This window comes from Streptomyces naganishii JCM 4654, assembly GCF_014650575.1.
Lineage (GTDB): Bacteria > Actinomycetota > Actinomycetes > Streptomycetales > Streptomycetaceae > Streptomyces > Streptomyces naganishii.
Genome location: NZ_BMVF01000007.1, coordinates 443,342 through 455,090, shown reverse-complemented (window position 1 = coordinate 455,090; position 11,749 = coordinate 443,342). Strand labels below are relative to the sequence as shown.

At 73.8% G+C, this 11,749-nt stretch carries 7 protein-coding genes and 1 pseudogene; 1 reads left to right on the top strand and 7 read right to left on the bottom strand.

The annotated features are described in order from the left end of the window. Positions 1-136: pseudogene (locus IE217_RS16215) on the top strand (UTP--glucose-1-phosphate uridylyltransferase); the annotation flags it as partial. Positions 137-241: 105 nt separating this feature from the next. On the opposite strand, the gene obgE reads toward IE217_RS16215, so the two are convergent. The 7 genes from obgE to IE217_RS16180 form a co-directional block, all read right to left on the bottom strand. Beyond that, positions 242-1,687 carry a GTPase ObgE gene (gene obgE / locus IE217_RS16210; protein WP_190178556.1) on the bottom strand — a complete coding sequence of 482 codons (1,446 nt, stop codon included), beginning with the start codon at positions 1,685-1,687 and terminating at the stop codon, positions 242-244. Between the two features lie 105 nt (positions 1,688-1,792). Next, the gene (gene rpmA / locus IE217_RS16205; protein ID WP_020940020.1) at positions 1,793-2,047 is read right to left on the bottom strand and encodes a 50S ribosomal protein L27; all 255 of its coding nucleotides are present in this window, start codon (positions 2,045-2,047) and stop codon (positions 1,793-1,795) included. Positions 2,048-2,061: 14 nt separating this feature from the next. Then, a complete protein-coding gene (gene rplU, locus IE217_RS16200) occupies positions 2,062-2,382 on the bottom strand; it encodes a 50S ribosomal protein L21 (protein WP_006132815.1) in 321 nt (106 codons plus the stop codon). A 252-nt stretch (positions 2,383-2,634) separates the two neighbouring features. Beyond that, the gene (locus IE217_RS16195) at positions 2,635-6,930 is read right to left on the bottom strand and encodes an Rne/Rng family ribonuclease (protein ID WP_190178555.1); all 4,296 of its coding nucleotides are present in this window, start codon (positions 6,928-6,930) and stop codon (positions 2,635-2,637) included. Positions 6,931-7,208: 278 nt separating this feature from the next. Continuing rightward, a complete protein-coding gene (locus tag IE217_RS16190; protein WP_190178554.1) occupies positions 7,209-7,985 on the bottom strand; it encodes a TIGR03936 family radical SAM-associated protein in 777 nt (258 codons plus the stop codon). Positions 7,986-8,087: 102 nt separating this feature from the next. Next, positions 8,088-10,037, bottom strand: a complete 1,950-nt coding sequence (locus tag IE217_RS16185; protein ID WP_190178553.1) for a TIGR03960 family B12-binding radical SAM protein — start codon at positions 10,035-10,037, stop codon at positions 8,088-8,090. A gap of 39 nt (positions 10,038-10,076) precedes the next feature. After that, positions 10,077-11,582, bottom strand: a complete 1,506-nt coding sequence (locus tag IE217_RS16180) for a CYTH and CHAD domain-containing protein (protein WP_190178552.1) — start codon at positions 11,580-11,582, stop codon at positions 10,077-10,079. Positions 11,583-11,749: the final 167 nt, after the last annotated feature.

The window sequence follows — 11,749 nt, the reverse complement described above, 5'->3', positions numbered from 1 at the left end:
CTACGACACCGGCGACCGCGGCGACTACCTGCGAGCCATTGTCAGACTCGCATGCGAACGCGAGGACCTGGGCCCCGACTTCAGGACCTGGCTGCGTGGCTACGTCGACGAGGAGCTGACCGGCGCCGACGCCTGACGGCAGCCCGGCGGACGAACCGAGGGGGCGGGGCCCGGAGCGAACTCCGGGCCCCGCCCCCTCAGTCGTCGTCTCGGACGGCTGCCGCCCCGGAAGGGCTGTCGCCTAGAAGGGCTCGAAGCCCTCGTACTCCTCGTGCGCCTCGTCGCGTTCGGCCTGCCGGTCGCGGCGGCGCTGGGCGGCCGGGCGCGGCGCCTCGAAGCGGTGGTCCTCGCCACGGCGGCCGAGCATCTCGGCGCCGGCCATCACCGACGGCTCCCAGTCGAAGACGACCGCGTTGTCCTCGGGGCCGATGGCGACGCCGTCGCCGGAGCGGGCGCCGGCCTTCATCAGCTCCTCCTCGACACCGAGGCGGCCCAGACGGTCGGCGAGGTAGCCGACGGCCTCGTCGTTGTTGAAGTCGGTCTGGCGGACCCAGCGCTCCGGCTTCTCGCCGCGCACCCGGAACAGGGGCTCGCCGTCCACTTCCTCGCGGGTGACGGTGAAGCCGGCGTCGTCCACCGCCCTGGGCCGGATGACGATGCGCGTCGCCTCCTCCTTGGGCCTGGCGGCGCGGGCCCGGGCGACCAGGTCGGCGAGCGCGTACGACAGCTCCTTCAGGCCCGTGTGGGCCACCGCCGACACCTCGAAGACGCGGTAGCCGCGGGCCTGGAGCTCGGGCCGGACCATCTCGGCGAGGTCCTTGCCGTCGGGGACGTCGATCTTGTTCAGGACGACGATGCGCGGACGGTTGTCCAGGCCGCCGTACTGGCGCAGTTCCTCCTCGATGACGTCGAGGTCGGAGACCGGGTCGCGGTCGGACTCCAGGGTCGCCGTGTCCAGCACGTGCACGAGCACGCTGCACCGCTCCACGTGCCGCAGGAACTCCAGGCCCAGCCCCCTGCCCTGGCTGGCGCCCGGGATCAGACCGGGCACGTCGGCGACGGTGTAGACGGTCGAACCGGCCGTCACCACGCCGAGGTTGGGCACCAGGGTCGTGAACGGGTAGTCGGCGATCTTCGGCTTGGCGGCGCTCAGCACGGAGATCAGCGAGGACTTGCCGGCGCTCGGGTAGCCGACCAGCGCCACGTCGGCGACGGTCTTGAGCTCCAGGACGATGTCCCCGAGGTCGCCCGGCTCGCCGAGCAGCGCGAAGCCGGGGGCCTTGCGCCGGGCGGAGGCGAGCGCCGCGTTGCCGAGGCCGCCGCGGCCGCCCTGGGCGGCGACGAAGGAGGTGCCGTGGCCGATCAGGTCGGCGAGCACGTTGCCCGCCTTGTCCAGCACGACGGTGCCGTCCGGGACGGGCAGGACCAGGTCCTCGCCGTCCTTGCCGGAACGGTTGCCGCCCTCGCCGGGCTTGCCGTTGGTGGCCTTGCGGTGCGGGGAGTGGTGGTAGTCGAGCAGCGTGGTCACGGACTGGTCGACGGTGAGGATCACGTCGCCGCCGCGGCCGCCGTTGCCGCCGTCCGGGCCGCCCAGCGGCTTGAACTTCTCACGGTGGACGGAGGCACAGCCGTGGCCCCCGTTACCCGCGGCGACATGCAGCTCGACGCGGTCCACGAAGGTGGTCATGGGATGTGCCTCCAGAAAAGTACGGAACTGTCTTCGGTACAACACGCGAAAGGCGGACCCGCCTTCCCCCCGGGAAGTGAGGTCCGCCTCGCGACAGGTTTCCGGTCAGGCGACCGGAACGATGTTCACGACCTTGCGGCCGCGGTGGGTACCGAACTCCACCGCGCCCGGCTGCAGCGCGAACAGCGTGTCGTCGCCGCCACGGCCGACGCCCGCACCGGGGTGGAAGTGGGTGCCGCGCTGGCGGACGAGGATCTCACCCGCGTTGACGACCTGACCGCCGAAGCGCTTCACGCCGAGCCGCTGGGCATTGGAGTCGCGACCGTTCCGGGTGGACGATGCGCCCTTCTTGTGTGCCATTTCTCCTCAGTCCCTTACTTCGCAGCCGCGGGGATCTCAGTGACCTTGATCGCCGTGTACTGCTGGCGGTGGCCCTGGCGACGGCGGTAACCGGTCTTGTTCTTGTAGCGCAGAATGTCGATCTTCTGGCCCTTGTGGTGGTCCACGACCTCGGCCTGGACCTTGATGCCGGCCAGCACCCACGGGTCGCTGGTCACGGAGTCGCCGTCGACAACGAGCAGGGTCGAGAGCTCGACCGTGTCGCCAACCTTGGCAGTGGAAATCTTGTCAACCTCAACGATGTCGCCGACAGCAACCTTGTGCTGGCGACCACCGCTGCGCACGATGGCGTACACGCGGATCTCACTCTCTCGCTCGGGAAACGGCACCCCCGCAGGCCAGCCGCCCGGCACGCGGGCGACCTCTCTCGGCCAGCCCTGTGTCCGGGAGGAAGAGGTTTACGGGGATGTGGCGTGCTCAGTGGACACGCCGACGGTCTAGGTTACGGGGCCGCGGCCGAAGGGGTCAAACCGGGCCGGCCCCCACGGGTGTGCGGCCGGTCACCCGGTCGCACACCCGTGGACGCGATCGCCTCGCCTCCGGGAGCCTCAGCTCTCGTCGGCGGAGGCCGAGACGGAGGACAGCGTCTGCTGCGCCGCCGCCGTCTTCTTCGCGGCCGTCTTCTTGGCGGTGGCCGTCTTGGCGGTCGTCGCCGCCTTCTTGGCCGTCGCCTTCTTGGCGGCGGTCTTCTTGGCCGCCGCCGTCTTCTTCGTGGCGGCCTTCTTCGCCGTGGCCTTCTTGGCGGCCTTGCGGGCCGTCTTCTTGGCCGGCGCCGCCTCCTCGCCCGGCTCGCCCGCCTCGCCGTCGCCCGCCTCGGCCGGCTCACCCGGTTCCGTGGCCTCGACGGCCTCGGCGAGGGCCTCCTGCGCGGACGCCACCTGCTCCGGGCTCTCCTCCGCCGGCGCCGAGGGGACGACCACGACGGCCGTCTCCTGGGGCGCGGTCGGCGCGGTGGCCTTGCGCACGGCGCGGCGGCGCGGACGGGCGGGAGCGGCGCTCTCCACCGCCTCCGGCGCCTCGGCCGTGCCGGCCGCTTCCGCCGTCTCCGCCTGCTCGGCGCTCTCCGCGGGGACGGTCTCGGCGACCGTCACCACGGCCGCCTCGGCGCCCGCGGGGGAACCGGCCGGCGCGGAGACCTTGCGGGTCGCGCGACGGCGGGTACGGCCCTTGGGAGCGGCCTCCTCGGCACCGCCGGCCGGGACGACCGGGTCCTCGGCCGCCACGGGCTCGGCCTGCGCCTCGGCGGCCGGCTCGGTGCGCACCGGGCGCCCGGCCTCCTCGGCGGCGGTGACGCCCTGCGCCGTGGGAGCGACCGCGTGGGCCGCCTGGGCGGCGCCGTCGGCGTGGGCCTTCGGCGCGCCCGCCGGGGCGGACGCCCGCCGGCTCGCCCGGCGCCGGCTCCGCCCACGGGTGGCGGCGGCCTCGGCCTCGGCGACGCTGCTGTAGAGCTCCTCGTCCGGCGTCATCTCCGGCGCGGGCAGCGCGACCGGCGCGGCTGCCTCGGCGGCGACCTCCGCCGCCGTCTCGGTCTCGGCCTCGTTCTCGGCCTCCTCCTCGGCGGTCAGGGCGCCGGCCCGGGCGGCCTCGTGCTCGTGCTCGTGCGGCTGCTCGGCACCGGCGCGGGCGCGCTTGCGCCGCTTGCCGCCGCCCTGGCCCCCGGCCGAGGGCTGCTCCATGTGGACGATGACACCGCGGCCGTTGCAGTGGACGCAGGTCTCGGAGAAGGACTCCAGCAGGCCCTGGCCGACCCGCTTGCGGGTCATCTGCACCAGGCCCAGCGAGGTCACCTCGGCCACCTGGTGCTTCGTACGGTCCCGGCCCAGGCACTCCAGCAGGCGGCGCAGCACCAGGTCCCGGTTGGACTCCAGCACCATGTCGATGAAGTCGATCACGATGATGCCGCCGAGGTCGCGCAGCCGCAGCTGGCGCACGATCTCCTCGGCCGCCTCCAGGTTGTTCCTGGTGACCGTCTCCTCGAGGTTGCCGCCCTGACCGGTGAACTTGCCGGTGTTGACGTCGATGACGACCATCGCCTCGGTCCGGTCGATCACCAGCGAACCGCCGCTGGGCAGCCAGACCTTGCGGTCCAGCGCCTTGGCGAGCTGCTCGTCGATCCGGTACGTGGCGAAGACGTCGACCTCGCTGGTCCAGCGCTGCAGACGGGGCGCGAGGTCCGGGGCGACGTGGGAGACGTATCCGTGGATGGTCTCCCAGGCCTCGTCACCGCTGACGATGACCTTGGAGAAGTCCTCGTTGAAGATGTCGCGCACGACCCGGACGGTCATGTCCGGCTCGCCGTACAGCAGCGTCGGCGCGTTGCCGTTCTTCGACTTCTTCTTGATCTCCTCCCACTGCGCCTGGAGCCGCTCGACGTCCCGGCGCAGCTCGTCCTCGCTCGCGCCCTCGGCGGCGGTGCGCACGATGACGCCCGCGTCCTCGGGGACGATCTTCTTGAGGATGGTCTTCAGCCGGGACCGCTCGGTGTCGGGCAGCTTGCGGCTGATGCCGGTCATCGAGCCCTCGGGCACGTACACGAGGTACCGGCCCGGGAGGGAGACCTGGCTGGTCAGGCGGGCGCCCTTGTGGCCGATGGGGTCCTTGGTGACCTGGACGAGGACGGACTGCCCGGACTTCAGCGCGGACTCGATGCGCCGCGGCCCGTTGGCCATGCCGAGCGCCCCGAAGTTCACCTCACCGGCGTAGAGGACGGCGTTGCGGCCCTTGCCGATGTCGATGAAGGCGGCCTCCATCGAGGGCAGGACGTTCTGCACCTTGCCGAGGTAGACGTTCCCGACGTACGAGACCGCCTGCTCCTTGTTGACGTAGTGCTCGACGAGCACGTTGTCCTCGAGGACGCCGATCTGGGTGCGGTCGCCGTACTGGCGGACGACCATCACGCGCTCGACGGCCTCGCGGCGGGCCAGGAACTCGGCCTCGGTGATGATCGGCACGCGGCGGCGGCCCTGCTCGCGGCCCTCGCGGCGGCGCTGCTTCTTGGCCTCCAGACGGGTCGAGCCCTTGATGGACTGGACCTCGTCGGACGGCTCGGAGGGCTTGCGGGGCTCGCGGACCTTGACGACGGTGCGCTCGGGGTCGTCGGCCGACGGCTCGGCCTCGGTGCCCGAGTCCCCGGCCCGGCGACGCCGGCGACGGCGCCTGCGGCTGCTGCTGGAGCCGCCCCCGCCGGAGCCCTCGTCCTCGTCGCCCGTCTCGGACTCCTCGTCCTCCTCGAGCTGCTCGGCGGTGTCCTCGGCGTCCTGGGCGGCCTGCTCGGCGGCGAGCTCGTCGCCGTACTCCGGCTCCTCGTCACCGCCACTCTCGGCGGACTCGCCCCGGCGGCGGCGACGGCCACCGCGACGGCGGCGGCGGCGCGAGCCGGACTCCTCGCCGTCCTCGCCCTCACCGGCGTACTCGGCGGACTCGGCCTCTTCCTCCTCCTCGGAGACGGTCTCGGCGGTCCGCTCCTCGGGCTCCTCACCGGCGCCCCGGCGACGGCGACGGCGGCGCGAGCCGCTCTGCTCGCCGGCCGGCTCGGGCTGCTCGGCGGGGGCCTCCTCGGCCTCCTCGGGCTCGGCGGCCTCGGCGGCCGCCTCGGCGGCGGCGCGCTGCGGGGTCTGGAACCTGGGCTCGGTGAAGACCGGCGGCTGGAACACGGCGACAGCCGGCCGCGCGGGCCGACGCGGAGCCTCGTCCTCACCGGCCTCGTCGGCGGCGCTCGCGGGCTCGGAGAACCCGGTGGCGGCCCGCCGCGCGACCCGCCGGCGACCGCGTCGCGCCCCGGCCTCGTCGCCGGGGGCCTCCGGCGCCTCGGCAGCGGGGGCGGCGGACTCGGCCTGCGCGGCAGCGGGGGCGGTGTCCTCGGCGGTGACGGCGGGCTCGGACGCGCGGCGCGTGGCGCGACGACGCGTGCGGCGAGGCGCCGTCTCCTCGGCCTCGGCCTGCGGGGCCGGCTCGGAGGCGGCCGGGGCCTCGGCCTCGGCGCTCACCTCGGCCTCGACGCCGCCCTCGGCGGCAGGCGCCTCGTCAGGGGCGGACGCACGCCGGGTGGCCCGGCGACGCGTACGGCCACCGGCCGCGGCCTCGGCCGGCGCGGCCTCGGCCTGAGCCTGAGCTTCGGCCTGAACGGGAGCCGGGGCCTCGGCCTCGGCGCTCACCTCGGCCTCGACGCCGCCCTCGGCGGCAGGCGCCTCGTCAGGGGCGGACGCACGCCGGGTGGCCCGGCGACGCGTACGGCCACCGGCCGCGGCCTCAGCGGGCGTCGACTCGGCCTGAGCTGGGGCCGCAGCCTCGGCGCCGCCATCTTCGGCGACGACCGCCGTCTCGGCGGCCGGGGCCGCGGCGGGCGCGGAGACGCGGCGGGTGGCGCGGCGGCGGGAGCGCGGCGGAGCGGCGTCCTCGCCGCTCTGTACGGAACCCGCGGGTTCGACCGGCTCGGCGGGCGTGTCGGCGGTGGTCACCACGGTCTCGGCCTCGGCGCCGGCCGCGGCCTTGGGCGCCCCGGCGGGCGCGGAGGCCCGGCGGCGACGCGTTCGAGGCGCGGGTGCCTCCTCGCCGGCCCCGGCGGCTGCGGGGGCCTCACCGGTCTCGCCGGTCTCAGGAGCCCCTGCGTCCCCGGTGGTCTGCTCCCCAGCGGTGTCCTCCACTGCCTCCGGCTCGGCCTCCTCGGCGAGTTCGGCGGCGTCCGCGGGCGGTATGGCCGGCGCGGTGACCTCGGCGGCCGGCGCGTCGCCGGCGGGCGGGCCCGCCGGACGCGAGGCGGCCCTGCGCCGGCGACGCGGCGGCAGGGTGTCGCTGGGGGTGTTCAGTTCTTCGGAACCCTCGGTGGGTTCGGTCGGCTCGAGCATGCGGGCGTATCTCCCGTCAGGCTCCCGGGCGCCGCGCCTGGCCCGGTGCCCGATCACGTGGATCGGACACCGTTGACGTCCGCGGCCGCGCGATGCGCGTCGGCCGCCGTCCGGGGCGCGTGCGCCGCACGGGAGCTCTCTGTGTCCTGTCTCGCCGGTTCCGTGCGCCTTGTCGCGTACGGCCTGGCGAAAGTCTTGTGGTGGTCGCGCTGCCCGACCCAGGTGGCTCCCGAGTACGAGGGCGGCGCTTCGACGTCCGTCCCGGCGGGGGACCTTCCCTATGCGGGCGCCGTCGCGGCGGCAGTCGCGTCGGCCGGGTGCGGCTCGGTCGCTGCTGCCTCGCGGTCGGGCGCGAGCGGGTCGGTCACCGTGCCGGTCTCTTCATCGAAAAGCCCCTGCGCCAGCCTGGTCACCGCTACGGGGACCGGCGGCGCCAGGTCGGCCACGGCGCGGAGACCGGACAGGACGTCGTCGGGTCGTACGGCAGGCGTCACGTGCCGAACAACCAGCCGCAGTATCGCACAGGGCTGGTCGGTCGGCCCATCAGCCGCCGAACCGTGCGCGTCCGCGCTCTCCAGGGACGCCACCGCGGGGCGGGCGTCGAAGGTGCGCATGCCGTTCTTGGTCAGGCGCTGCACCTCGACGCTTCCGGCGCCGTTGAAGGCCGCGACCGCGCGTTCGGCCTCGGCCGCGTCGACGCCGGCCAGCCGCAGCTCCCACACGGAGGCGGTGAGCCGGTCGGCGAGTCCGGGCGTACGGGCCTCGACCGCCTCGACGACGTCGAGCCCGGTGGGCAGCGACTCGTCGAGGAGTACGCGCAGACGCTCCGGGTCGCGGGGCGCGGTGAGCGCGATCTCCAGGTACTCCGCCTCACTGCCCGTGCCGGTGGGTGCGGCATTGGCGTAGGACACCTTCGGGTGCGGGGTGAACCCCGCCGAGTACGCCATGGGCACCTCGGCGCGGCGCAGCGCACGCTCGAAGGCGCGCTGGAAGTCACGGTGGCTGGTGAACCGGAGGCGGCCGCGCTTGGTGTAACGCAGTCGAATGCGCTGCACCGCGGGTGCGGGCGGCGGGCCTTCGGGCTGTCGCTTGCCCAGTGTCGTTCAGTCCTTCGTGAGAGCGGTCCTGCTCCTACCCAGAGTACGGGCCGCGTCGGCTCAGTGGGTGTGCCCGGTGCCGGCCGGCTGCTTGACCGTCAGCGGCAGCAGCTTCTTGCCGGTCGGGCCGATCTGGATGCTGGTGTCCATGGCGGGGCAGACGCCGCAGTCGAAGCAGGGGGTCCAGCGGCAGTCCTCGACCTCGGTCTCGTCGAGGGCGTCCTGCCAGTCCTCCCAGAGCCAGTCCTTGTCGAGGCCGGAGTCGAGGTGGTCCCAGGGCAGGACCTCCTCGTAGGAGCGCTCGCGGGTGGTGTACCAGTCGACGTCGACGCCGAAGGGGGCCAGCGCCTTGTCCGCGCAGGCCATCCAGCGGTCGTAGGAGAAGTGCTCGCGCCAGCCGTCGAAGCGGCCGCCGTCCTCGTAGACGGCGCGGATGACGGCGCCGACGCGGCGGTCGCCGCGGGAGAGCAGGCCCTCGACGATGCCGGGCTTGCCGTCGTGGTAGCGGAAGCCGATCGAGCGGCCGTACTTCTTGTCGCCGCGGATCTTGTCGCGCAGCTTCTCCAGGCGGGCGTCCGTCTCCTCGGCCGAGAGCTGCGGGGCCCACTGGAAGGGGGTGTGGGGCTTGGGGACGAAGCCGCCGATGGAGACCGTGCAGCGGATGTCGTTGGAGCCGGACACCTCGCGGCCCTTGGCGATGACGTGGGTCGCCATGTCGGCGATCTGGAGGACGTCCTCGTCGGTCTCGGTGGGCAGGCCGCACATGAAGTACAGCTTCACCTGGCGCCAGCCGTTGCCGTACGCCGTGGCGACCGTGCGGATCAGGTCGTCCTCGGAGACCATCTTGTTGATGACCTTGCGCATGCGCTCGGAGCCGCCCTCGGGGGCGAAGGTCAGGCCGGAGCGGCGGCCGTTCCTGGTCAGCTCGTTGGCGAGGTCGACGTTGAAGGCGTCCACGCGGGTGGAGGGCAGCGAGAGGCCGATCTTGTCCTCCTCGTAGCGGTCGGCCAGGCCCTTGGCGATGTCGCCGATCTCGCTGTGGTCCGCGGAGGACAGGGAGAGCAGGCCCACCTCCTCGAAGCCCGTCGCCTTCAGGCCCTTGTCGACCATCTCGCCGATGCCGGTGATCGAACGCTCGCGCACCGGGCGGGTGATCATGCCGGCCTGGCAGAAGCGGCAGCCGCGGGTGCAGCCGCGGAAGATCTCCACCGACATCCGCTCGTGGACCGTCTCCGCCAGCGGCACCAGGGGCTGCTTGGGGTAGGGCCACTCGTCCAGGTCCATGACGGTGTGCTTGGACACGCGCCACGGCACGCCCGACCTGTTGGGCACCACGCGGGCGATACGGCCGTCGGGGAGGTACTCGACGTCGTAGAAGCCGGGGACGTAGACCCCGCCGGTCCTGGCCAGGCGGAAGAGGACCTCCTGACGGCCGCCGGGGCGGCCCTCGGCCTTCCACTCGCGGATGATCCGGGTCATGTCCAGCACGGCCTGCTCGCCGTCGCCGATGACGGCGGCGTCGATGAACTCGGCGATCGGCTCGGGGTTGAACGCGGCGTGGCCGCCGGCCAGCACGATCGGGTCCTCGTCCGTGCGGTCCCGCGACTGAAGCGGGATGCCCGCCAGGTCCAGGGCCGTGAGCATGTTGGTGTAGCCGAGCTCGGTGGAGAAGGACAGGCCGAAGACGTCGAAGGCCCGCACGGGGCGGTGGCTGTCCACGGTGAACTGCGGGACGCCGTGCTCCCGCATCAGCGCCTCCAGGTCAGGCCACACGCTGTAGGTGCGCTCGGCGAGGACGCCCTCCCGCTCGTTGAGAACCTCGTAGAGGATCATGACGCCCTGGTTGGGCAGCCCGACCTCGTAGGCGTCCGGGTACATGAGCGCCCAGCGGACGTCGCACTCGTCCCAGTCCTTGACGGTGGAGTTGAGCTCACCGCCGACGTACTGGATCGGCTTCTGCACGTGCGGGAGCAGAGCTTCGAGCTGCGGGAAAACCGACTCGACAGGCATCTCGCGAACCTTCATGAGCTGACAGGGGGACCATCTAGCCTAACCCGGTGCACAGCCCGATTCGTACGCCCGCTTCCAGAGGTCCGGCAGCCGTGCCTCCGCCTGAGCCGCCCGCTGCTCCTGCCCGCCGTACAGCAGCCCGTAGGTGAAGGTGTCCTCCCCCGCCGCGTGCGCCACCGCGGACAGCTCGCGCAGGGTGCGGCGGGCCATGACGCTGTCCTGGTGGTCGCCGAGCAGGGCCGTCAGCGACTTCATGGACCTGGCCAGCGAGCGGGCGGGGGCGCCCAGGGCGGGGACGGCGGCCTCGGCCGCGTAGCGGGTGCGCTTGGCCTTCTTGCGCGCCTCGTGCAGAGCGAGGTCGCGTTCGTGGCCCGGCGGCAGGGCGAGCGCCTCCTCGATCAGGCGGGCGACCTTGGCCCGGTCCTCGCGCACGGCCCGGGCGAGCGCCTTCTCCGGGTCTGCGGCGGCCTTCTTGCGCAGCGGGGGGTCCGACAGGAGAGCGTCCAGGGTGTCGAGCAGGGCCAGGTACCGGCCCGAGTCGAGTACGGCGATGAGGTGGCCGCGGGTGCGGCCGTGCCGGGACTCGGCCCAGGCGGACAGCCGCTCGGGCACGGGGCCGAGGACCAGTTCGGGCGGGAGTGCGGCGAGGGCGCTGGTCAGCCTCTCGGCGAGGACCTCCTGGTCGCGGTCGGCGCCCAGCTCGCCGGCCAGCCACTTCAGTTCGGCGGCGAACGGGTCGGTGACCGCGCGGTCGAGTACGGCGCCGAAGGAGCGCAGGGCGCTGCGCATACGGCGGGTCGCCACCCGCATCCGGTGCACGGAGTCCGGCAGGTCCCGGCGGACGGCCGGGTCGCAGTGGAGCAGGACCTCGCGTTGCTCGCGCAGGTAGGCGAGGACGTGGTCGCCCGCCGTGACGGGCTTGGCCCGCCTGGTGGGCCCGCGGTGGGGGCCGCCGGTCTCCGCCAGCGCCCGGGCGAGCTTGGACGGCGACTTCGACGGCCGTACGCCCGCCTTGCGCAGCCGCTTTTCCACCGCGTCCAGGAAGGCGGGGTCGCCGCCGTCGGCCAGTTCGACCTCGATCTCGGTCCAGCGGGCGGTTCCGCCGGCCCGGTTGAGCCGTTCGGCGGTGACGGTGTCGGCGCTCGCCTCGGCCAGCAGTCCGCCGTCCGCGTCGAGCAGGTGCCGTACCTCGCGCACGGAACGCAGCCGGACCACGGGGACCAGCCGGGCGGAGCGGACGCGGGCGCGGACCAGGGCGGCGATCTCGTCCGGGACGGTGTCGGACAGGGGCGCCGCGATCTCGTCCCGGACGCCGGGCTCGACCGGGAGCTTCAGGTGCCAGCCGGCGTCCGTGCCGCCGGTGCGGCGGCGCAGGGTGAGCCCGGCGGCGGCCAGGCGCTCGTCGGCGGTGTCGTAGTAGAGGGCGTCGAGTTCGGCGACGCCCTTGTCGAGGACGGCGGCGATCCCGGCTGCGCCGGTCAGGTCGGGCAGAGAGCCGGCGTCGGACTCGTACTTGCGCTCGATCTCGCGCTTGGTGGCCGCCATGAACCGAATCTAACGGCCCCGAGGGCGATACGGCAGTGGCCTCGAGCCCCGGGCCTGCCGCAGCCCGGCCCGCCGACTCCCGGCCTGCCGAGTACCGGCCTCCACCTCCCGGCCGCTTGCTCGCGCCTCCCGGCGTCCGGCCGCAGAACCGGCCCACAGCCTGGGCA